The following is a 21,366-nucleotide window of genomic DNA, read 5'->3' on the forward strand; positions in this document are numbered from 1 at the left end:
CGCCGATGAGGGCAAGCCGGTAACCGAATGACGCATATAGGCAAACCAAGGAAAATTCCTAACTCACCCACTGGTGCCGCGGCCCCGCCCGCGTTCCTCTGTGGAGGGCGTGGGCCGTCTGGCGGATTGTCGGCCGTCGTCGGCGAACAACAGGATTTCCCCGGTCGTCCACGACGAAGGGAACCCCTCCATGCCACGACGCCCAGGTCGGCTCCGCAGCGCCCTCGCCGCCACCGCGGCCGCGCTGACGGTGGCCACTCTCGCGCCGAGCGCCACCGCGGCCCCCGGTGCCGAGCAGCCCCAGGTCTTCGACGTCACCGCGCCAGGCCAGGACGCCGCCGTGCTGGCCCGGCGGCTCGTCGAGAAGGGCTTCGACGTGGTCTCCCGCTCCGGCGGCCGGGTCCAGGTCCTCGGCACGGAACGGACCAGGGGTGAGCTGGCCGCGGAAGGCGCCTCCGTCGTGCGCAGCGCGCCCGGTCCCGCCCCGGTGGTGGCCGCGGCGACCTACCCGAAGCCGAAACTGTTGGCGGACAAGGACTATCCGACCCACTACGGCGGATACCGCACGGTTTCCGGTTTCCAGGCGTTCACCCGCGACGTCGCGGCGGCCTACCCGTCGTTGGTGCGGCGCGTCGAGTACGGCAGCTCGTGGAAGAAGACGCAGGACCCGGGCGCGGGCAACACCTTGGAAGCGTTGTGCATCACCGCGAACGCGGCGAGCGGGTGCAAGACCGACCCGAACTCGACCAAGCCCCGTTTCCTGTTGATGGCGCAGATCCACGCGCGCGAGCTGACCACGAGTGAGCTGGCGTGGCGCTACATCACCAAGCTGGTGGACGGCTACTCGGCGGACGCGGATGTGACCGCTGTACTCGACGGCACCGAGGTTTGGGTTGTGCCGCAAGTGAATCCGGACGGCATCCAGTGGGTCGAGTCCGGCTTGAAGGGCGATACCGGGCCCGCCGGCAACTCCTGGCAGCGCAAGAACACCAACAACACCAACGGCGCTGAGCCCTGCCGCGGCAACTCCGGCTCGCAGTTCGGCATCGACCTCAACCGCAACTGGGACTCCAACTGGGGCAAGGCGGGCACGTCCACCGGTACCTGCAACCAGGTCTACAAGGGACCGAAGGCGGCGTCGGAGCCCGAGGTCTCGCAGCTCGCGACGCTGTTCTCCAAGCTCTTCCAGGACCAGCGCGGCCCGGCCCCGACCGATCCCGCCCCCGCGACCACGCGCGGCGCGATGATCACGCTGCACACGTACTCGAACCTGGTGCTGTTCCCGTGGGGCTACGACGGGAACGTCAAGGCGCCCAACGATTCCGGGCTGCGTTCGATGGCGTTCCGGATGAACCACTACAACGGCTACGACGCGGGTCAGCCGGGTGAGGTCCTCTACGACGCGTCGGGCACCACGGACGACTGGGCCTACGACAAGCTGGGCATCGCGTCCTTCACCTACGAGGTCGGTCCGCCCGCGGGCGACTGCTCGGGCTTCCACCCCGCCTACACGTGCCAGGACCGCTTCTGGCGGGAGAACGAGAACGCGCTGCTCTACGCGGCGAAGGTGGCCGCGCAGCCGTACGTGGCGGCTCAGGGCCCCACGGTCTCCGGCATCACCGTCGCTCGTGCCCGTGGGCAGTTCGCGTCCTTCACCGCGAAGGCCGACGACGACGCTTACGGCAGGGCGGGTGTCGGGCGTCCGGCGGCGCAGAACATCGCGGCGGCGGAGATCTACCTCGACAAGGCCCCGTGGGCCGGTGGCACCCCGCAACCCCTCGATGTGCGGGGAACGGGTCCCACCGTGGAGATCGGCGGCGTCGTCCCCACCGCGGACACCGCCAAGCGCCTCGCGTACATCCGCGCGAAGGACGCCGCGGGCAACTGGGGCCCCTTCACCGCCACCTGGCTCCCCGCCCGCTGACCCGGCGCGGCTGAAGACGGCGGAACACGGCAGGGGTCAGGGGGAGGCGGCCGGAGCGCCCGCGCGGCGGAGTGGTTCGACGGCGAGCTGGAGCGCGGCGATGCCGTTGGCGGGGGCGGCCTCGGCGATCCAGGTGATCGCGCCCGCCTCCCCTTCCCAGAGCATGTCCCAGCCCTCGCGGCCGAGCGGGCGCACGACGTCCTGCAACACCTCGGGCTTCTCGCAGACCACCGGGCCGAGGTTGATGTCCACCCGGCGCAGCCCCGGCTCGCTCTCCGCGCACTCGACCACCTGGGCGGAGCGGGCGAGGCGGCTGGCCACGGCCCGGGCCTGCCACTGGGCGTTCGCCGGGCTGTCCGTCGCCACGTCCACCGACAGCCACAGCACGTGCGTGACGTCGGGCGCGTCGAAGTCCCACGGCGCCTCGGGCTCGGCGGCGGGCTGGACCTCGTCCGGGTCCTCGGCGGTGGCGGCGAACTCGTGGGTGAGCGGATTTCCGCCCACCCACGCCTCCACCAGCACGCGCTCGCAGTTCGGCACGAGGCGGCCGATCGTGTTGGGGTCGTCGAGCACGGTCCACGCCGTGGGCAGCTCGCAGGCCACCTGCGGGGTGCCGAACTCCGGCCCCAGCTCGCGGACGAACCTGCGCACCGCCCTGGCCAGGGTGGCCGTCACGTGCTCGGAAACGCGCTCCGAGCTCGGCTTGCTGACCGTCACCGACCAGCAGCCCGGTTCCTCGTCGGAGCAGTCGCCGGCCTCCACGATCCGTCCCCCGACGCGGTTGACCAGCTCACGGCAGGCCGCGCGGGCCTGCCGTTCGTCCTCGGCGCCGACCACCACGGTGATCAGCAGCTCCAGCTCGTCGTCCACCATCGTGGGCCCATTGTGGCGCAGACGGCTCCGGGGCGGTTCGACGGATCAGACCTCCGCGTCCAGCGTGACCGCGACGGCGTGCACGACCGCGGCGATCCGCAGCGCGTCGTTCACCGCCTCCGCGGAAACGTCGGCCGCGCGCAGCGCCCGGTGGTGCGCTTCCACGCAGACCTCGCAGCCGTTGATCGCCGACACCGCCAGGCACCACAGCTCGAAGTCGATCTTGTCGACGCCCGGCCGCGCCACCACCCGCATGCGCAGCCGGGCGGGCAGGTCCGCGCCGATCACGTGCTTGGCGTGGAAGTAGACGTTGTTCATCGCCATGATCGCCGCGGCCGCCTTCGCCGCGGTGACGACCTCGGCGGGAACGCGCGCCACGGCCTCCTCGGTCAGCTCGCGCAGCACCTCGGCGTTGCGCGCGGCGACCGCCACGGCGACCACGGTGCCCCACAGTTGCCGTTCGGGCAGCGCCGAACCGTCGATCACCAGGCCCAGGTTCTGCTCGATGTCGTCGGCGTAGCCCGGCAGCGCGGCCCTGAGCGCCTCCAGCGACATCAGGTGACCAGCCGGACCAGCTGGACCGGGCGGTCGGCGGCCCAGTTCAGCTCGCGACCACCGCTGACCACCACGAGGACCCGGCCGCCGGGGTGCAGGGACACGTCGACGAGGCGGGTCACCGGGCCGATCTCGCCGTGCAGCCGGATGTCCTGCCCTGGCGCGAGCCGGTAGGCCGGGCAGGCACCGAGGTTGCGCGCCTGCGACGCCGGGCAGACCAGCGTCGTGTGCAGCTTCCACATCCCGTAGCCCGCCGCCGCCGTGAACAGCGGGAGGAAGCCGACCTCGCTCCAGGGCATCGTCGCGAAGGGGATGAAGGCGAACGCGATCGCCGCGAGCACACCCGAGCTGACCGGCCTGCCCGCGATGATCAACCAGCCCGTCGTGCGCACGGTGCCGTCCGGCAGCAGGCCGCGCGGGGGAGTCGGCCCCAGCCGCGTCTTGGTGCTCACAGCTGCCTCCACCGCAGTCGCTGGTCGCCGGGGCCCTTCAAGCACAGCAACCCCTTGCCCTGGTCGCTGATCGCGAAGTCGCCTTCCTTGGCGCAGGGGGAGCCCGCCTTCGGGAACATCGGGTTCGTCGTCGCGGTCGGCTTGGGCGGCGGGGCCTGCGTGCGCGGCGGCGTGGTGGGCTTCTTCGACGGTGGGGCCTGGCTGGGGGGCGGGGGCGGAGGCGGGGCCTCGGTGGTGGTCTCCGTCGTGGTGGTCGTGACCGGGGTGGTGGTCTCGGCGGAGCTGGTCGTCGGCTGGGTCGTCTGGACGACGGTGAGCGCGGCCGGAACCGCTGTCGGGCTGGGGCGCAGGAGAGCGCCCGCGCCGCCGAGCGCGCCGAGTCCGAGCGCTGTGCCCGTGATCGCCGCGCCGAGTCGCTGCCAGCCCGGCGCCGTCCACCACCACTGGCGGACCGTCCCTCCGACCATGATCCACGCTCCCAACCGAGCTCCGGGTTCGTACCCCAAGAGGGTGACAGCACGCGCAAGAGCCGCGAACGGCCGGTCTGCTGTGGTCGTGGTCACACGCGCGGAACGCCCCGGTGGGCCCCGGGCAGGAACCTGATGTGCGAACAGTGGCGCCCCCGGCGCGGACGAAGGGACCCGGCGTGAGCCGTCCGGACCCGGCATCGGCGCTGGCCGAGCTCTACGACGGCTCCGCCCGGCGGTTGCACCGCTACCTGGCCCGGCGGGTCGGCACCGAGGTCGCCGACGACCTGGTCGCGGAGACCTTCCTGGTGCTGTGGCAGCAGCGGGACACCGTCGAGTTCGGCGGTGACTCCGCCCGGGCCTGGATGTACGGCGTCGCGACGAACCTCGTGCGCCGGCACGCCCGGTCGGAGGAGCGGCGGTTGCGGGCGTGGACCCGGGACGGCGCGCGGCGGGAGGAGGTCGCGGACGTGGGGGAGCGGGCCGTCGACCTAGCCGACGCGGGCGCGGTTTCCGGACACCTCGCGCCGATGCTCGCCGAGCTGCCGGAGCGGGACCGGGACGTGCTGCTGATGTCGGCGTGGACGGACCTGGCTCCTGCGGAGATCGCCGAAGCGCTGGACATGCACCCGGTCACGGTTCGCACGTGCCTGCACCGGGTCCGGGCGCGGCTGCGCAAGCAGCTCGCGACCCGGATGGACGCGAAGAGCCTTCGTCACGCGGTGCGGGCGAGCCAAAGAGAGCGGGGAGACGGACATGCGTGACGCGGAGCTGGACCGAGCACTCGACGCGGGTCTCGGGGACCTCGCCGACGTGCCGGACATGACCGAGAGCGCGTTCCAGTCGGGCCGCGCGCGGCTGTTCGCGGCCATGGAAGCGACGACCACAGCGGAGGAAGAGTTGACCACCACCCAGGAAGCCCCCACGCCCGGCGTCGCCCGGCCGCAACCGCGGCCCCGGCGCACTGGACGGTGGTTGGCCGCGGCCGCCGCGGTCGGCGTTCTCACGGTCGGCGTCCTCGCTTCGCAGACGGTCATCTGGGGTGGCGGCGGTGAGGCGCACGCGGAGGCGGTCGCGACCCTGAACAAGGCCGCCGACCTGGCGATGGGCACCGTCGACCCGAAGATCGCGCCCGGCCAGTTCCTCTACCGGTCCCTGCGCGCCGAGGGCGTCACGACCTACAGCGACGGCGGCGCGTCCTTCGGCGGGGTCATCGACGAGACGTGGATCCCGGCCGACCAGCGGCACGTGTGGATGGAGCGCCGCGCGAACGTCGGCAAGGAGAAGTGGCTCCCCGGTCTCGAAGGCGAGGGCGAGCCCACTCCCAGCACGCCGCGCGAGCTGCTCGGCGAGTGGCGGGCGCCGTGCGGCGACTTCGACTACATCGCGCAGGGCAGCCGCAAGTCCTGTGGCGAGGGGAGTTGGAACAACCCCACCCCGGAGTTCCTCGCCGCGCTGCCGAAGGACCCGAAGCAGCTCTACGAGAAGTTCGTCGCCTCGTTCCCCGGCGGCGACGGGTTCGTGGTGCCCTCGGTCGGTTCGCTGCTGAACAGCGGTCGGGTCCCCGCGGGAATCAGGGCGACGATCTACCGCGCGCTCGCGTACGTGCCGAGCCTGCAGATCACCGAGAACGTCGTCAACCTCGACAACCGCAAGGGGACCGCGCTCGGCGTGCGGCAGGGCAAGGAGTTCCGCGAGATCATCATCGACCCGGCCGACGGCCAGTACATCGGCAACCGCGACGTGATGGCCGAGGAGGAGTACGGCCTCAAGCCAGGAACGGTGCGCAGTTTCAGCGCCGTGAGGACCGCCGTGGTGGACGGGATCGGGACCGTTCCCGTCAGCTGATCGGCGGAGGCCGGACGGACCGGAGTGCCTCGGGGGCGCTCCGGTCCGTCCGTCGGCTCAGCCCAGCCAGGGCTTGCTGATCCGCTCGTAGGTGCCGTCGTGCAGGGCGAGGTTGAGCCACTGGTCGACCCAGTGCTTGAAGACCACGTCGCCGAGCGGGACGAGGTAGGCCTTCTCCGAGAAGGTGAACGGCTTCTCCGGGTGCACGGCGCAGAGCTCCGGTCGCAGCTTCGCCTGCCAGCGCGTCTCGACCGCGTCGGTGATCATCAGGTCCACCCGGCCCGCGACGATCTCGTCGAAGATCGTGTTGTTGTCCGGGTGCGCGACGATGGTCGCCTGCTTCAGGTTGGCGCGGGCGAACTGCTCGTTGGTACCGCCCGGGTTCACGATCGCGCGCACGCCCGGCTTGTCGATCTGCTCCAGCGTCCGGAAGCGCGAGGCGTTCTCGCAGCGGGTGATCGGCGTCTTCCCGTCCACCACGTACGCCTGCGTATAGAAGGCGTGCCGCGCGCGCTCCAACGTGATCGAAACCCCGCCGGCCGCGATGTCGCAGCGCCTGCGGAAGTCGTCGACCAGGGTCTTCCACGTGGTCGGCACGATCGTCATCCGCACGCCGAGCCGCTTGGCGAGATCGCCCGCCATGTCGAGGTCGATCCCGCTCCACGCCCCCGTCCCGGGATCGCGGTAGGTGAACGGGCGGTAGTCGCCCGTGCTGCACACCCGGAGTTCGCCGCGTTTGCCCACGAGGTCGAGCCGACTGCCGCCGCCTCGCTCGTCAGGGCTCGCACTGGAGATCGAGCCGATGGCGAGCAGGGACATCACCGTGATGAGAACCGCCTTGGCACGCATGCACGCACTAAAGGCGGAAGTAGGCCGTCCCGTCAATCTTGCCGCCGTTGCAGACATATCCGTTCGTCCACGGGACCGTGAACTGCTTGGTGTCGTCCGGCGGCGTCACCGCGAGCACGTCCGGGGTCGGCGCACACGGCCCGTCGGTCGGTTCCTCACCGGCCGGGATCGGGCTCCAGTGCAGCTTCTTCCCCGCCTTCTGGCCCGGCGGGAGCATGACCGTCTTCGGGCCGGGGTCGGCTGTGCGCTCGGCCTTCGTCGGGACGCGTTCGCCGTTGTTGCGCCGCAACTCCATCCCGCCGTAGCCGAAGAGGGTGCACGCCTTGCCGCTCTTGTTCGTCACCACGAGCGTCGCGTAGCGCTGGCCCGCTCCCGCGTCGGAGTCCTTCAGCTCCCCGGTCAGATCCGCGGCGGTGCACCGGGTGTCAGCCGGTCTGGCCCCTGCCGGGTGGGGTTCTGCCGGAGCCTTGGCCGCCTCGTTCGGGTCCGGCGCCGCCGGGGGTGGCGGTGCCACGAGCGGATTCGGGTTCGCCGGCTCAGCGGGCGGGGGCGTGCCACACGCCGTGATCGCCATCAGGACGACCGCGCTGCCAGTGACTGCCTGTCCGATTCGACGCATGTCTAGGACCTCCCTGCCAGGAGTACCCGGGCACTGCTGTTGTACACCGGAACGGAGCAGTCGGCATGTCTAGACCACCCAGCCGGAGACCAGCTCCGTCATCCCCGAGACCTCCGCGGTCCAGACGTAGGTCCACGCCACCAGGCCGCCGGCGAGGGTGACCCGGACGCGGCGGTAGTCCTCGCCCTCGTACTCGTCGAGCACGCGAAGCGCTGTGGCGGGTTCGCGCAGGCCAACCACCCTTCCGGGGACTCCCGGCCCGTCGCCTGGCCGCAGCGCGGGGTAGCCGAGGCCGGTGTCGTAGAGCCGCCCCGGCAGGTGGTGCGGCGTTCCCGGCCCGTCGGCCAGCGGTTCGAGCAGCCGCCACGCCGAGGCCCCGGGTTGCAGGGTTCCGTAGACGAACAACCGGTCCGGCCACCCGTCCGGGTCGGGCTCACCGTCCAAAAAGGACGCGGAGAGCCCGTGCTGGCCGATGGTTCCCCGCAGGGCGAGGGCGGCGGCCTGGTCGACGTCGGCGCAGCGGACCATCGCGCCGTTCCGCAGCAGGGGCATGCGGATCCCGGTCAGGCCGACGTAGCTCAGCGCTCCGTCCACAATGGACCCGTCATCGAGCGTGATCGTGCCGCTGCCGACCTTCGCGAGCCCGTAGCGCGTTCCGCGGCCCTCGCACACGTCCAGCACCCGGACCTGCTCCCGCGTCGCCAGCCACACCGCGTGCGTCTCCACGACGCCCGGGGCGGACGCCAGCGTTGCCGGACGCGCGCCGTCGCGCTTGCGCAGCCCGCTCGCCCACACCGCCGCGAGATCGGCGCAGCGAGCGCGCAGCACGACCGCGGGCCCGGGCAGGCGCAGCGTCTCGCGCAGCCAGGTGATCTTGGAAGGGCACTGGTTCGAGCCGTAGACCAGCAGCGGGACCCGCTGGGCCAGCGTCGCGGCCCCGCGCTCCGCCAGCCAGTCGTCCAGGTCGGTGTCCCCGGCCAGCCACGATCCGGCGTGCGGGCGCAGCAGGATGCCGCGGCCGTCGTGGTGCGCGTAGGAACCGTCGGGCCGCGCGCCGGGGTAGGGGTCGGCGGGGAAATCAGAGTCGCTGAATGAGCTGAACGAGGACGACATCACCGCGTACCGTACGGAACCCGTGGAGCGAACCACCATCACCTGGGTCGACGGACACGTCGAGACGATCGACCAGACCGTGCTGCCGGAACTCCGGCTGCTTCGACTGTCCACAGTGGACGAGTTTGTGGACGCGATCAAGCGCCTGGTCATCCGGGGAGCGCCGTTGCTCGGCGCGGCCGGTGCCCTGGGCGTGGCGCTGGCCGCGGCGGTGTCCGGCCGCGTGGGCTACGACCCCGAACAGGTGCGTCGCGACGCCGAGCTCATCGCCTCGGCCCGGCCGACCGCGGTGAACCTGCGCTGGGGCGTCGAGCAGGTGCTCCCGTTCGTGGACGAGGGCGCGGACGCGGTGCTCGTCGCCGCGCTCGACCTGGCCGCGGCCGACGTCACCGCCAACAAGCAGCTCGGCAGGCGCGGCGCGGACTTCCTGCGGGAACAGCTCGGCGACCGGCCGCTGGCGCTGCACACGCACTGCAACGCCGGGGCGCTGGCGTGCGTCGGCTGGGGGACGGCGCTCGGCGTCGTGCGCTCGCTCCAGGAGGACGGCCTGGTCCGGATGGTCTTCGCGGACGAGACGCGGCCGCTGTTCCAGGGCTCGCGGATCACCGCGACCGAGCTGGCCGAGCTGGGACTGCCGCACCGCGTGGTGGTCGACGGCGCCGGGGCCGGGCTGATCGCGCGCGGCATGGTGGACGCGGTGGTCGTGGGCGCGGACCGGATCGCCGCGAACGGCGACGTGGCCAACAAGGTCGGCACCTACCCCCTGGCGCTGGCCGCCGCACGGGCGGGCGTCCCGTTCGTCGTCGCCGCCCCGGAGTCCACGCTGGACCCGGCGACCCCCGAGGGCGCCGCGATCGAGATCGAGGAACGCGACCCGGACGAGGTGCTGGTGGTGGGCGGCCGCCGGATGGCCCCGGCGGGCACCGGTGCGGTGAACCCGGCCTTCGACGTCACGCCCGCCGATCTGGTGACCGCCATCGTCACCGAGCGCCGGCTGATCCGTCCGGCCCTGGGTGAGCGCCCTTCCTGAAATTTGTCCGCTTCTGACGCTTGACTCCGGACGGTCGCCGGGCCACTCTATGAGAGCGCTCACACGTGAGCGCGACAGGACTCGGGGGGATTGGCCCCAAGGCGGCGGAGGCCAATCCCCCCGATTCCATGTCACCAGGTCACGGGCAGTTCCCGGACTCCGTAGAACGGTGCGTCCATGAGGAACTCCAGCTCCCGCAGCGGCACGCTCACGCGCAGCCCCGGGGTCCGCCGGACCAGCGTCCGCAGCACCACGTCCAGCTCCAGCCGCGCCAGGTGCTGGCCGATGCACTTGTGCATCCCCCAACCGAAGGTCATGTGGTCGCCCGCCGGGCGGCACACGTCGAGCCGGTCCGCGTCCGCGTAGTGACCGGCGTCGCGGTTCGCCGAGGACAGCGCGACGACCACACCTTCGCCCGCCTTGATCACCTGGCCGCCGACCTCGACGTCGGCGACCGCCGCCCGCACCACGCCGTGCTGGGCCAGGCCCAGGTAGCGCAGCAGCTCGTCGGCCGCCCCCGCCGCGCGGTCCGGGTCGGCCACCAGCGCCGCCCACTGGCCGGGCTGCTCGTGCAGCGCCAGCACGGAGAGCGCGATCGCGTTGGCCGTCGTCTCGAAGCCGCCGACCAGCAGCAGCACCGACATGCCGACGAACTCCTCCCGCGTCAGCTCTCCGGTGCGCAGGTGCCGCACGGCGAGCCGGCTGAGCAGGTCCGCGCCCGGGTCGGCGGTCCGCCTGGTGATCAGCCGGTCCAGGTAGTCCTCCAGCTCCGCGAGCGCGGTGCCGACCTGGTCGGCGGGCAGCGAGCGGTCGAGGTGGCGGCGGCTGCGGTCGATGAAGAACTCCCGATCGGTCTCCGGCACCCCGAGCAGCAGGCTGATCACCCGCGCGGGCACCGGGACCGAGAGGTGCCGCACCAGGTCGGCGGGGCGGGTGGCGGCGGACAACGCGTCGACGCAGTCGTCCACGATCTCGGTGACAGCCGGGCGAAGCGCCTCCATCCGCGCCGCGCTGAACTCCGCGGCCAGGATCCTGCGGTACTTCGTGTGCAGCGGCGGATCGGTGACCAGGAAGCTGCCCGGCTTCGCCGCCTCGTCCACCACCGGGCGCAGCTGCGGGTAGCCCGGCTTCGCCGGATCGGAGCTGAAGCGCGCGGGGTCGCTGAGCACGCGGCGCACGTCCGCGTAGCGGGTGACCAGCCACGCGGTCTGCCCGTGCCGCAAGCGCACCGGAGCCACCGGCAGCTCCGCGCGCAACCGCTCGTACTCGGCGGGCGGGTCGAAACCCGGGCGGCGCGCCATCGGGAATCGCGGGATCTCGGTGTTCTCAGTCGTCACGCCGGCCCTCCTCGCCGAGATCCTCAATACAGTGATCCTCACACCGCGCACCGACATCGCCACCATGGGAAATCTCGCATGATGGCGGGGTGGACTACCCGATGCGCCGCGATGATCCTTTCCACCCTCCACCGGACTACGCCCGGCTGCGCGCCGAACTGCCGGTCTCCCGCGTCCGGCTGCGCACCGGGCAGCGCGTCTGGTTCGTGACGAGGCAGGCCGACGCCAAGGTGGTGCTCGGCGACCCCGCGTTCAGCTCGGTGCCCAGCGCTCCCGGCTACCCGGCGATCCGCCCGCTGCCGGAAGGACCGCCGCCGCCCGGGGTCTTCCTCGCGATGGACCCGCCGGAGCACACCCGCTTCCGCCGCATGCTGACCGGCGAGTTCACCGTCAAGCGCATGGCCGCGCTGCGCCCGGTGATCGACGAGGTGATCGCCGACTGCCTGGCCGAGCTGACCGCGGTCGACGGCCCGGTGGACCTGGTCGAGGTCTTCGCCCGGCCCGTGCCGTCACTGGTGATCTGCGAACTGCTCGGGGTTCCGCGCTCCGACCGCGAGTTCTTCAACGAGCGCAGCCAGGTCCAGCTCGACCGCGCCGCGTCCGCGTCGGCCGTCGCGCAGGCCGTGGAGGAACTGCGGGTGTACCTGGACGGGTTGGTGCGCTCGAAGACCGCCGATCCCGGTGACGATCTGCTCAGCCGCCTTGTGGTGCAACGGCTTCGCACGGGGGAGCTGACGCACGAGGAGCTGGTCGGCATCGCCCGCCTGCTCCTCGTGGCGGGGCACGAGACCACGGCGAACATGATCGGGCTCAGCGTGCTGACCCTGCTGGCGCAGCGCTCGCGCTGGGAGGAGCTGTGCGCCGATCCCGGCCTGGTGCCCGGCGCGGTCGAGGAGCTGCTCCGGTTCTCCAGCGTCGTCCAGCAGGGCGTCGCCCGTGCCGTCGTGGCCGAGATTTCCGTTGGGGGACAACGCATGCGGCCCGGTGAAGGAGTGCTCGTCGCGCTGGCGTCGGCCGATCGCGACGAGCGGGTGTTCGCCGATCCCGACACCCTCGACCTGCGCCGTCCTGCCGGGCGCCACATCGCGTTCGGCTTCGGCGTGCACCAGTGCCTCGGCCAGATGCTCGCGCGGGCCGAGCTCGTCGCGGCGCTGACCGCGCTGACCCGATCGGTTCCCGGCCTCCGCCTGGCGATCGACCCGGCCGACGTGGAGTTCCGCCCCGACATGGCCGTCTACGGCATCTCCGCCCTCCCCGTCACCATCACGGCGAGGGTGGGGGAGGGGCGGTGGAGGACCGCACGACCAGGCCCGGCGGTGGGTCGGTGATCATGACCCGGCTCGGCCGCTCGCCGGAGAGCGAGTTGAGCAGCATCTGCGCGGCCCGGCGCCCGAGTTCGCGTTGTGGTGTCTGCACGGTGGTCAGCGGCGGGTTGGTGTGCTCGGCGACGATGTGCTCGTCGATCGCGATCACGGAGAGGTCGCCGGGCACGGTGAGGCCGAGCTCGTGGATGGCGCTGAGCGTGCCGAGCGCGCTGATCAGGTTCGCGACCACGAGCGCGGTCGGGCGGTCCGCGGCGGGCACGTCGAGGATCTGGCGGGCCGCGGCCTGGCCGCCGGTCCAGTGGAAGCCGCCGTCGGCGATCCACTCGGGCCGCACGGTGAGGCCGTGCTCGCGCATGGCCGCCGCGAAGCCCTCCTGGCGGCGCAGGCCGGTGTCGGTGCGCAGCGGCCCGCTCACGTGGCCGATCCGGCGGTGGCCCAGCTCGACCAGGTGCTCCACCATCACCGCGACGTTGCGCTGCTCGTCCATGACCACGGAGGCCGGGTAGCTCGGCGTGCCGCGCTGCACCAGCACCATCGGCAGGCGCTCGCGTTCGGCCCACTCCTGCACGTGCGGGTCGTCCATGCTGGCGAAGGCGACCAGGATGCCGTCGACGCGGCCTTCGAGGCCCAGCCGCTCGTAGCTGATGCCGCCGCCCTCACCCGCGCCCGCGCCGGCCTCGACCAGCATCAGCGTGTACTCCTGCTCGGCGGCCACCTCCTGCACGCCGCGCAGGATCTGGGTGAAGCCGAAGTTGTCCAGGTCGGGCACGAGCAGCCCGATCGCCTGCTGGCGTTGCAGCCGCAGCGCGCGGGCCTGCTGGTTGGGGCGGTAGCCCAGTTTCTCCGCGGCGTCGAGCACGCGTTGCCGGGTCTCCGCCCGGTACGGCATGTCCTGACCGCGCAACAACCGTGACGCCGTCGAGACGTCGACTCCCGCCGCCGCGGCGACCTCCCGCAGCGTCGGGCGTCCCCGCCGCACCGCCGGAGTCGCGACACGATCGCCATCCGGTCGGTCGGCCGCTGACTTCGTGCCCACTTCTCAACCCCCTAGACGGCGCCGAACCGGTGCCACTCTAGGGGGTAGTTCAAGTCGGTCACCGAATCGAAAACGCGATCACTCGGATGGCTGCCGGACAATCGGTTGGTCGATTCCGATGAACTGCACAAGATGGTCACAACCTGGTCAAACGCGTGCACGAACAGACGCGGCAACGGTCACGGACTTTCGGATTCCCCCCGAATCCGACTCAGGTCCGTGCCGTGCCGCGTCTCCCCCCTTGTACCGCGCCCCCCGGCCCTAGTCGGGGCGAAGGTGCGACCCCTCGGCATACCTTGCGCCCCGCTGAGGAAAATCCTGCCGCCCCCGCCCCCGGCCAACATCGGGAGAAACCCCTAAACCTCGCGCGCCCGCACCACGGCGGCTCTGCCGACCAGGTACAACACGCACGCGTTCAGGGTGTGCCAGAGGAAGTGCGTTCCCGGGGTGAAGGTGGGGCAGACGCTCAGGTCGACCGAGCGCAGCAGCAGCGACAGGGCGAAGGTCGCGGTGGCCGCGCCGAACCAGATCCGGTAGCGCACCAGTGCCCGGTCCCGGCTCGCCGAGAGCGCGATGGTGAACGCGGCCAGGCCGATCAGCGCCGGGAGGTAGGAGGCCGAGCCCTCGCCACCGGTGATCATTCCCATGAGCGCGTTGAACGCCGCGAAGGCCGGGGCGCCGAGCCAGGCCGGCGTCCAGCGCACGCCGTAGAACCAGTGCAGGAAGCACACGACGTAGACGTGGATGAACACCGCGATGAAGAAGACGTCGAGGAACTGCGCCCAGCCGGTGGCGACCGTGTGGAACGCGCCGCTGCCGAGGCCGATCAGCGCCAGCAGCACCGCGAGCGCGTACAGGCTGCCCGGCCTGGCGGGTGCTGTCCTGCGCACCGCGAGCCACAGCGCGAGCGCCGCGACGAGGAACGCGACGTTGCTGAGCGCGTTGAGCGGTTCGGCCAGCAGGCCCGGCTCGGTGCGCTCGCAGTAGTCGTCGATGTAGTCGGTCCAGGCCATCGAACCCCCAGGTGTGTCAGCCCCGTCCCACCGCGGTCCGCTGAACACCGACCGCGACGCGGATGGAGCGTAGGTCCATGCCCTGTTGCGCGGCGTGCAGCAGGGCCTGGGGGGAGAAGATCGACGCGTAGCAGTCGGCGACGCGTTCGGCCAGCTCGTGCCGCGGCACGAAGAGGTAGCCGTTGCTGATGCCCTCGAAGGAGTCGCCGTGCCCGCCGAACACGCAGGCGCGCACCGCGGCCACTCCGCCCGTCCCGACGAGCCGGTCGAACTCGGCGCACAGGTCGACGGCCAGTTCGTCGTCCACTCCGGTCGCCCTGATCTCCTTGCCTGCCGACTCCGACCACGTCAGCAGGTCCGGGTACCCGTGCGGCGGTGGCACCCCGAGCCGGTCGAGCACCGAGGTGAGCACGTGCTCCAGCGCCGAGGCCGGAACGCAGAAGAAGGCCGGCACCCCGAATCCCTGCCTGCGCAACGCCGCCTGCCGGGCGAAGCGGTGCCCCACCACCGAGGGGTCGAGCAGCGCGGGCAGATCGGCGGTGACCAGACGGGTCATCAGGCGACCCTGGTGGCGTTCCGCCGATGGCACCTGCTCACCGCGAACCAGTCGAAGCGCACGCGGCCGACGTCGGTGCCGAACTGGTCGGTGATGGCCACCTCACGCCCGACCCGGCCGGGCTCCGGCACGCAGGTCAGGGTGAGCGGGCGCCTCCCCGGCAGTCCGCGGTGCAGCTCGGCGCGCATCCCGAGCAGCGGCGGAACCTCCGGTGGGCAGTGGAGATCGCCCGGTGTCAGATCGCGCGGTGCCACCGCGAACCGCAGTGCCGCGTCCAGTACTTCGTCGATGTCGAGGAGGCGTTCCTCCCCCGGCACGCCGGAGATCTCCACCTCGACCGCGCCCGTGCAGGCCACCGCGCCGTCCTGCACCGCGCGCACCTCCCACTCGGGCCCGTCGACGTGGCGGGCGCGCAGCTCGATCGGCGAGCCCGCGCACAGCGGTCGGCGCATCCGCAGATCGATCACCAGGCGCCGCGGGCCCAGCCCGTCGAAGTCGGCGCCGCACACCCCGCGCACCAGGTCCAGCAGACCGCGGCAGACGGGCGCGAGCCGGGCGTCCGGCAGTGTCGCGACCCAGTCGGCTCCGTCCGGTTCAGGTAGTTTGTCCAGCGGTGTCACGTGGTTCGGTTCTTCGCGAAACCTTTCCAGTACCGACGTCATCCCTGCCCCCAGGTCATGAACGAATTCGTAGGGTATGACCTGGAATGAACGAGTCAACAGCGCGCTTACCTGGCTTGTTAGACGGTCCTTATGCTGATTCTGTCCATCTATCGCTGGACGAACTTGTGCAATTGCTGAAACGGGCTGGCAAAAGCCGCCGTTCGGGTGGGCGCGGTACGCCGGCCCGGTGCCGGTCACCGCGAAGGCGGTGTCCGGTTCAGGGGGTGTCGAATCGTTATTTTCCCTGGCCGCGTCGTCCGTTGCCGGAAACATCCCACCCTGTGAATTCGTACTCGGTGATCCCTTCGGCCGGACCCGGGGATCCACTCCCGTCGGGCACGTGCAACTCCGGCGCGCCAGACCTTTGAAGTGCTTGGGAGCAAGCCGTGCGACCGAACGACCTAGCGGCTCGCGGTGGGTTGAGGCACTGGCCGGACAGCGCCGGAGCGCGCATGAAAACGGGGCGCGGGAAAGTCCCGCGCCCCGTTCAGCCGTTTCTCAGGCCTTGATCGTGCCGCACGGCAGGCCGATCGACCTCATCGTGCCGTCGTCGAGGTGCTCCCACGCTTCGACGCAGACCTGCGCGCCGTTGGGCAAGCTGCGGTTGACCTGCACGGTGTACGCGCCGTTCAGGCCCTCGGGTCCCCAGCTGCCGAAGGACGTTCACGTCGATGCCACCGTCCCAGACGTGGAAGTGACCCCAGAAGAAGCCGATGCCCTTTGTCGACGCCCGGACCCAGTTCACGTGCGTCCCACCGCCGTCGATGGTGATGCACGCGTTGCGGTTGCACCCGCTCATGCCCGCCTGCGCCGGGGTCACCGCGGTGGTGAGGGCGGCGCAGGCTCCGATCGCGCTGAGGAGCGCCCGGCCGGCGAAGTTCTCGAACAACTCGCACTGCCATTGATGATGCCTTGCGGCCAAAGGCGCAGTAACGCGAACGGAGTGGGATTCGAAGAATCGCTTCAGGCTCGGCTGAATCCATGATCAGGACATCAGCCCGGCGGCGAGTGTGGCGCCGAGTTCCCAGCACGCGCGCAGCTCGTCCTTGCCGGGTTCCCCGGAGACGAGGACGTGCTCGGCGGCTTTCCCCCAGCCCATGCCCTTGGTGATGCCCTCGACCGAGCGCACCGCGCCGGTGGTGTCGTTGTTGCCGTGCACGTAAAGGCCGTACGGACGGCCCTTCGTGGCGTCCAGGCACGGGTAGAAAACGGAATCGAAGAACGTTTTCAGCGCGCCGGACATGTAGCCCAGGTTCGCGGGAGTGCCCAGCAGGAAGCCGTCGGCGGCGAGCACGTCGGAGGCGGTCGCGGCCAGTGCGGCGCGCCGGACCAGCTCGACGCCCTCGATCTCCGGGGCGGTGGCGCCGGAGACGACGGCCTCGAACATGGCCTGGAGGTTCGGCGACGGCGTGTGATGGACCAGCAGCAACCGGGGCACGGGCCGACCCTAGGGCAGATCGCGGGTCAGCCGCAGGCGCGCGGTGCGGACGCGCTGGGTGTACGCGGGGTCGAAGGTGTCGATGACCTGGTCCTCCAGGGTGGCGGCCAGGCTGGACAGGGCGACCCGCTCGGCGTGGTCCTCGGTCAGCGGGTCGAGACCGCCCTGGTCGTCGGTGCGGGAAAGCCAGTCGAAGAGCACGAGCGCCTCGTCGGGGCTCAGCTGGATGGTGACCTGATCGTTCGTCACCCCAAAGAAGGTATCGATTACCCACCCCATCGAGCGACCCCCTGTTGATCACTTCACGGAGGTCTTCTCCTGGGTCGGGGGCGTGTTGGCGGCGATGCCGTCGAGCACCACGGCGAGCTTGCGCGCCGCCCACGGCCGGTGGTCCCGGCTGAGCGCCCCGCTGGCCCCGCCCAGCAGCTCGTTCTCCGCCTGGTCGGCGCTCGCCCTGGCCAGCGCGGCGCGGATCTCGGCGGCCGACGCGGCGTGCACCAGGCCCGCGGTGCCGCCGGAGGACTTGGCGAAGTCGACCACGATGTCGGCGGCCAGCACCGCGTACCCCGGGTCGAAGCCGATCGCGCAGAGGCGCCGGATCAGCGAGACGGTGTGGCCGATGACGACCTCGCGGGCCGCCGGGATCGCGCAGAGCACCTGGTCGACGCCGGGGTTGTCGGCGTACATCCGCCACAGCGCCCAGGCCCCCGCCTCCAGCACCTCGCGCCAGTCCCCGCTCTCCGGCGCCTGCGGCAGCCCGCCGACCAGCCGCTCCACCGCGGCCACCACCAGGTCGTCCCGGTCGGTCACGTGCCGGTACAGCGCCGCGTGCGTCGCGCTGAGCCGTTCGGCGACCGAGGCCAGGGTCAGCTCGGTGAAGCCGACCGCGATGGCGGCGTCGGCGATCAACTCGCGGCTCAGCCGCGGTGCCGGCCCGGGACGGCGCCGCGGCGGCTCGGTGCTCACCCCGCCAACCTAGTCCGACGGCAATGCCCTTGGCTGACTGTTACAGCTTGTAATAATCTCGGCGAAGATCACCGTTCTGCTCCACCTGGGGGTGTGCAGAACGTGCGGATCGGCGCGGGCGGCACTGTCGGGGCGCGGTGTTGTGTTGCCCGCGCCGGTCATTACCACTGCTCCCGCAGCAGGCCGTGCTCGTGCGCGTAGATCACCGCGTGCACCCTGCCTCGCAGGCCGAGCTTGGCCAGGACGCGCACCACGTGCGTCTTGACGGTGCCCTCCTCGATCCACAGGCGCCTGGCGATCTCCGCGTTGCTCAACCCGCGCGCGATCTCCAGCAGCACCTCCCGCTCCCTCGGCGTCAGCCGGTCCAGCTCCGCGGTGGGCGGGCGCGGGCTGAGGCTGGCGAAGCGGTCGATCAGCCGGTGCGTCACCTGCGGGTCGACCAGCCCGTGCCCGCGGTGTGCCGCGCGGATCGCGTCCAGCAGCAGCCGCGGTTCGGAGTCCTTGAGCAGGAACCCCGTCGCCCCGGCCCGGAGCGCGCCGAAGAGGTACTCGTCGATGCCGAAGGTGGTCAGCGCGATGATCTTGGTGGCGCCGGATGCCCCGGCCAGCCTGGTGATCGCGCCGATCCCGTCCAGCCGGGGCATCCGGATGTCGAGCACCAGCACGTCCGGCCGGCACTCCTCGGTCCTGCGCACCGCCTCCGCGCCGTCTGCGGCCTCGGCGACGACCTCGATGTCCGGCTCGGCGTCCAGCACGAGCCGCAGCGCGGAACGGACCTCGGCCTGGTCGTCGGCGACGATCACCCGGATCATCGGCCCACCCGTGCCGGGAGCACCGCGCGGACGCGCCAGCCGTGCGGCCGCGCCACCGAGATCGTCACCGTCCCGCCGAGCAGTCGCGCGCGCTCGCGCATGCCGCGGACGCCCGAACCCTCCGCGCTGACATAAGTGCTGGGGCCGTTGTCCTGCACCGTGATCACGACGGAGTCCGCTTCGCGCGCGACGTTCACCGTGATCGCGCCGGCCCCGGAGTGCCTGATCGCGTTCGTCAGCGCCTCCTGCGCGAGGCGATAGCCGCCGTGGTCGATGAGCGGCGGCAGGTCGCCGATGTCACCGGTCACCTCGAACGTGATCTTTCTGTCCGATGTGGACAGTCGATCGACCAGCTCCGCGATCTCCTCGACCCGAGACCCGGAAGGCTTGTCCCGCAACGTTTCCAGCATGTCACGCACCTCGCTCAACGCCCGTGCGGCGAGATCGTTGATCGTGTTCAGGGTGGCTGTCGCGACCGGGGACGCGTCGGTGAGCACGTGGCGCGCGGCGGTGGCCTGCATCCGGATCGCGGTCAGGTGGTGGCCGACCGCGTCGTGCACCTCGCGGGCGATGCCCGCCCGTTCCTCGGCGACCGTCCGCGCGGCCTCCGCCCGGTGCAACCGCGCGAGCTGCTCCGCGCGCTCCGCCCGCAGTCGCACGGCGTAGCCCAGGACGGCGGGGGCGATCGAGGTGATGATCATTTCGGTGAGCACCGCCGTGGTGCCGACCGGGCGGGACGCGACCACGGCAGGCACCAGCAGGAAACCGAGCACGGAGATGGTCAGCACCACGGCCAGCCGGTTCGGGCGGTAGTAGGCCGCCGCACCGCACGCGGCCATCGCCACCACCTTCCCCGACCAGCCGGGCACCGCGAAACCGAGCAGTGCCACCACCGAGGACACCGTCGCGGCGGTCAGCGGCATCCGCTCGCGCAGCATCAGCGGAGCCGCGACGCCGATGCTGAGCACCGCGAGCGCCGTCGGTCGTGCAGGGGAGCCCTCGAGCAGCGCGGCGCCGAACACAGCAGCCGCGATCGCCGCGCAGCCGAGGGCGTCCCTGGTGGTGGACATGCCACGTTGGTACACCAGCTACGCCGGGCAGTGGGTGCCGGGCGCGGGCAGCTCCCCGTCGACGAGGTAGCGGTGCACCCGATCGCGCACGCACGCGTTGCGCCCGCCCCAGTACTGGGCGTGACCGCCCTCGGCGCTGAGGTAGCGCGCGCCGGGGAGCTGCGCGGCGACCCGCTTGCCGAACTCCGGCGGCGTGCCGTGGTCGTAGCTGCCGTTGGTGACCAGGGCGGGTGCCGCGTGCTTGGCCCTGATCGGCTTCGGCGGGTAGGTCCCGATCTTCGGCAGGCCCGCGCAGTGGTAACCCATGAGCCAGACATCGCGCCACCCCAGTCGCGGCGCCCGCACCCGGGCCTCGTTCTCCAAGCGCTTCAGGCTGTCGTAGCTCACGTCGTAGGGGAAGTCCGAGCAGAGCGCGATCCTGGACAGATCGGGATCCCTCGCACCTGGTCGCCGGGTCGCGATCAGCGTGGCGTCACCGGTGTCGGCCTGGGCGAGCGCCTTGGCGAACTCCGGCCACATCTGCTCGAAGCCGGGTGCCGCGGCCATGGCGATCTCCGAAGCGGTAACGGTTCGCCCCGCTCCCGGAGCGGGGATCGGATTCCTCTGTGCCGCAGCGATGACGCGGTCCCACGTGGCCAGGACGTCCTTGCCGCGCAACGCCGAGGCGGGGTCCTGCCCGGCCCACTTCGCGAAGCGGTGCAGGTTCGCCTCGGTCACCTCGGGGCCGGACAGCGCCCAGGAACTCATGTCCGGGTCGCTGTGGTCGAACACGCTGTCCAGGTACATGCGGTTGATCTTGTTGCCGAACAGCTCCGCGTAGTTCTGGCCGTAGACGGTTCCGTAGGAGTTGCCGTAGTAGTTCAGCTCGCGCTGGCCCAGCGCCACCCGGATCGCGTCGAGGTCGTGCGTGCTCTGCCACGAGTTCAGCTTGTCCCGCAACGAACCCAGCGCGGGAGTGCAGTCGTGGGCGAAGCGCCGGTTGGCCTCCGCGTACGCCTGGTAGGCCTCCCGGTTCGGCGGCCACGCCGTGAGGTCGGGGACCGGGGAGGGGGTCGGGCACGTGACGCCCCGGCTCGCGCCGAAGCCGCGCGGATCGAAGATGATCACGTCGAACCACCTGGTCAGCTCGGCGAAGCTGTCCTTGAGCCGCGGTACGTGCGCGACGGTCGGCCCCGGTCCGCCGAGGTTGGCCACGAGCGGGCCGAGCTTCGTCGCCTGGTCCCGCGCGGGGATCTTGGCGAGGCCGATGCTGGTCCGCTGCCCGTGCGGCCGCGCCCAGTCCACCGGTACCCGGACATCGGCGCACTGCACGCCTTCGCCGCAGTCGCGCCACCGCAAGGTTTCCGTGGCACCGGCCGCCGTGGTGAGCCCGGCGAGCAGGCCCGCGACGGCGGTGATCGTGATGGCTGCTCTCATGTCGT

24 protein-coding genes are annotated in these 21,366 nt (G+C 71.6%); 6 read left to right on the forward strand and 18 right to left on the reverse strand.

Annotation, left to right across the window (positions count from 1 at the left end):
- The first annotated feature begins 190 nt into the window (after positions 1–190).
- Positions 191–1,924 (forward strand): M14 family zinc carboxypeptidase, encoded by a 1,734-nt coding sequence (locus tag BLT28_RS31510; protein ID WP_052406806.1) that lies wholly within the window; start codon positions 191–193, stop codon positions 1,922–1,924.
- A gap of 36 nt (positions 1,925–1,960) precedes the next feature.
- On the opposite strand, the gene BLT28_RS31515 is transcribed toward BLT28_RS31510, so the two are convergent.
- From BLT28_RS31515 to BLT28_RS31530, 4 genes are read right to left on the reverse strand one after another with little or no spacing between them, the layout of a single operon-like run.
- Positions 1,961–2,797 (reverse strand): hypothetical protein, encoded by an 837-nt coding sequence (locus tag BLT28_RS31515; protein WP_052406805.1) that lies wholly within the window; start codon positions 2,795–2,797, stop codon positions 1,961–1,963.
- 45 nt (positions 2,798–2,842) lie between these two features.
- Complete coding sequence (locus BLT28_RS31520; protein WP_030427043.1) at positions 2,843–3,352, reverse strand: carboxymuconolactone decarboxylase family protein; 510 nt, start codon at positions 3,350–3,352, stop codon at positions 2,843–2,845.
- Entirely contained in the window at positions 3,352–3,804 is a 453-nt protein-coding gene (locus tag BLT28_RS31525) for a hypothetical protein (RefSeq protein WP_030427042.1), read from the reverse strand. The genes BLT28_RS31520 and BLT28_RS31525 overlap by 1 nt, the downstream gene beginning before the upstream one ends.
- A complete protein-coding gene (locus BLT28_RS31530; RefSeq protein WP_083383803.1) occupies positions 3,801–4,271 on the reverse strand; it encodes a hypothetical protein in 471 nt (156 codons plus the stop codon). Before BLT28_RS31530 ends, BLT28_RS31525 begins: the two co-directional genes overlap by 4 nt.
- Before the next feature lie 179 nt (positions 4,272–4,450).
- On the opposite strand from BLT28_RS31530, the gene BLT28_RS31535 reads away from it, so the two are divergent.
- Together BLT28_RS31535 and BLT28_RS31540 are read left to right on the forward strand one after the other, a co-directional pair.
- Positions 4,451–5,035, forward strand: coding sequence for an RNA polymerase sigma factor (locus BLT28_RS31535; protein ID WP_231950493.1), 585 nt, complete (start codon positions 4,451–4,453; stop codon positions 5,033–5,035).
- Positions 5,028–6,119, forward strand: coding sequence for a CU044_5270 family protein (locus BLT28_RS31540; protein WP_052406804.1), 1,092 nt, complete (start codon positions 5,028–5,030; stop codon positions 6,117–6,119). Before BLT28_RS31535 ends, BLT28_RS31540 begins: the two co-directional genes overlap by 8 nt.
- A 57-nt stretch (positions 6,120–6,176) precedes the next feature.
- On the opposite strand, the gene BLT28_RS31545 is transcribed toward BLT28_RS31540, so the two are convergent.
- The 3 genes from BLT28_RS31545 to BLT28_RS31555 all read right to left on the reverse strand — a co-directional run bounded on the left by BLT28_RS31545 (position 6,177) and on the right by BLT28_RS31555 (position 8,700).
- Complete coding sequence (locus tag BLT28_RS31545) at positions 6,177–6,968, reverse strand: transporter substrate-binding domain-containing protein (RefSeq protein ID WP_030427038.1); 792 nt, start codon at positions 6,966–6,968, stop codon at positions 6,177–6,179.
- 7 nt (positions 6,969–6,975) lie between these two features.
- Positions 6,976–7,587, reverse strand: a complete 612-nt coding sequence (locus tag BLT28_RS31550) for a DUF4232 domain-containing protein (protein WP_030427037.1) — start codon at positions 7,585–7,587, stop codon at positions 6,976–6,978.
- A 69-nt stretch (positions 7,588–7,656) separates the two neighbouring features.
- Positions 7,657–8,700, reverse strand: coding sequence for a gamma-glutamylcyclotransferase family protein (locus BLT28_RS31555; RefSeq protein ID WP_030427036.1), 1,044 nt, complete (start codon positions 8,698–8,700; stop codon positions 7,657–7,659).
- A 22-nt stretch (positions 8,701–8,722) separates the two neighbouring features.
- On the opposite strand from BLT28_RS31555, the gene mtnA reads away from it, so the two are divergent.
- Positions 8,723–9,730 (forward strand): S-methyl-5-thioribose-1-phosphate isomerase, encoded by a 1,008-nt coding sequence (mtnA, locus tag BLT28_RS31560; RefSeq protein WP_156050447.1) that lies wholly within the window; start codon positions 8,723–8,725, stop codon positions 9,728–9,730.
- Between the two features lie 131 nt (positions 9,731–9,861).
- Here mtnA and BLT28_RS31565 read toward each other — a convergent pair whose 3' ends face one another.
- Positions 9,862–11,067: a cytochrome P450 gene (locus BLT28_RS31565; protein WP_030427034.1), complete on the reverse strand. Its 1,206-nt coding sequence runs from the start codon at positions 11,065–11,067 to the stop codon at positions 9,862–9,864.
- Between the two features lie 89 nt (positions 11,068–11,156).
- On the opposite strand from BLT28_RS31565, the gene BLT28_RS31570 reads away from it, so the two are divergent.
- Complete coding sequence (locus BLT28_RS31570) at positions 11,157–12,395, forward strand: cytochrome P450 (protein WP_063766504.1); 1,239 nt, start codon at positions 11,157–11,159, stop codon at positions 12,393–12,395.
- On the opposite strand, the gene BLT28_RS31575 is transcribed toward BLT28_RS31570, so the two are convergent.
- The 4 genes from BLT28_RS31575 to BLT28_RS31590 form a co-directional block, all read right to left on the reverse strand.
- Positions 12,331–13,428, reverse strand: coding sequence for a LacI family DNA-binding transcriptional regulator (locus BLT28_RS31575; protein WP_052406803.1), 1,098 nt, complete (start codon positions 13,426–13,428; stop codon positions 12,331–12,333). The two genes, BLT28_RS31570 and BLT28_RS31575, sit on opposite strands and share 65 nt — an antisense overlap.
- A 356-nt stretch (positions 13,429–13,784) precedes the next feature.
- Complete coding sequence (locus BLT28_RS31580; protein WP_030427031.1) at positions 13,785–14,441, reverse strand: ceramidase domain-containing protein; 657 nt, start codon at positions 14,439–14,441, stop codon at positions 13,785–13,787.
- Between the two features lie 16 nt (positions 14,442–14,457).
- Positions 14,458–14,997 carry a PEP/pyruvate-binding domain-containing protein gene (locus BLT28_RS31585; protein WP_030427030.1) on the reverse strand — a complete coding sequence of 180 codons (540 nt, stop codon included), beginning with the start codon at positions 14,995–14,997 and terminating at the stop codon, positions 14,458–14,460.
- Complete coding sequence (locus tag BLT28_RS31590; RefSeq protein WP_030427029.1) at positions 14,997–15,617, reverse strand: hypothetical protein; 621 nt, start codon at positions 15,615–15,617, stop codon at positions 14,997–14,999. The genes BLT28_RS31585 and BLT28_RS31590 overlap by 1 nt, the downstream gene beginning before the upstream one ends.
- 755 nt (positions 15,618–16,372) lie before the next feature.
- Here BLT28_RS31590 and BLT28_RS31595 point away from each other — a divergent pair.
- Positions 16,373–16,564, forward strand: coding sequence for a hypothetical protein (locus tag BLT28_RS31595; RefSeq protein ID WP_030427028.1), 192 nt, complete (start codon positions 16,373–16,375; stop codon positions 16,562–16,564).
- Positions 16,565–16,644: 80 nt separating this feature from the next.
- Here the strand turns inward: BLT28_RS31595 and BLT28_RS31600 are convergent, their stop codons facing one another.
- The 6 genes from BLT28_RS31600 to BLT28_RS31625 all read right to left on the reverse strand — a co-directional run bounded on the left by BLT28_RS31600 (position 16,645) and on the right by BLT28_RS31625 (position 21,361).
- A complete protein-coding gene (locus BLT28_RS31600) occupies positions 16,645–17,097 on the reverse strand; it encodes a flavodoxin family protein (RefSeq protein WP_030427027.1) in 453 nt (150 codons plus the stop codon).
- A 9-nt stretch (positions 17,098–17,106) separates the two neighbouring features.
- Entirely contained in the window at positions 17,107–17,346 is a 240-nt protein-coding gene (locus BLT28_RS31605) for a hypothetical protein (protein ID WP_043810082.1), read from the reverse strand.
- Positions 17,347–17,394: 48 nt separating this feature from the next.
- The gene (locus BLT28_RS31610; protein WP_083383804.1) at positions 17,395–18,063 is read right to left on the reverse strand and encodes a TetR/AcrR family transcriptional regulator; all 669 of its coding nucleotides are present in this window, start codon (positions 18,061–18,063) and stop codon (positions 17,395–17,397) included.
- A 161-nt stretch (positions 18,064–18,224) separates the two neighbouring features.
- Positions 18,225–18,875 carry a response regulator gene (locus BLT28_RS31615; protein WP_030427024.1) on the reverse strand — a complete coding sequence of 217 codons (651 nt, stop codon included), beginning with the start codon at positions 18,873–18,875 and terminating at the stop codon, positions 18,225–18,227.
- A complete protein-coding gene (locus tag BLT28_RS31620) occupies positions 18,872–19,945 on the reverse strand; it encodes a sensor histidine kinase (RefSeq protein WP_030427023.1) in 1,074 nt (357 codons plus the stop codon). The genes BLT28_RS31615 and BLT28_RS31620 overlap by 4 nt, the downstream gene beginning before the upstream one ends.
- 18 nt (positions 19,946–19,963) lie before the next feature.
- The gene (locus tag BLT28_RS31625; RefSeq protein ID WP_052406801.1) at positions 19,964–21,361 is read right to left on the reverse strand and encodes an alpha/beta hydrolase; all 1,398 of its coding nucleotides are present in this window, start codon (positions 21,359–21,361) and stop codon (positions 19,964–19,966) included.
- Positions 21,362–21,366 lie beyond the last annotated feature (5 nt).

Origin of the sequence: Allokutzneria albata (assembly GCF_900103775.1) — a bacterium.
GTDB classification, from domain to species: domain Bacteria; phylum Actinomycetota; class Actinomycetes; order Mycobacteriales; family Pseudonocardiaceae; genus Allokutzneria; species Allokutzneria albata.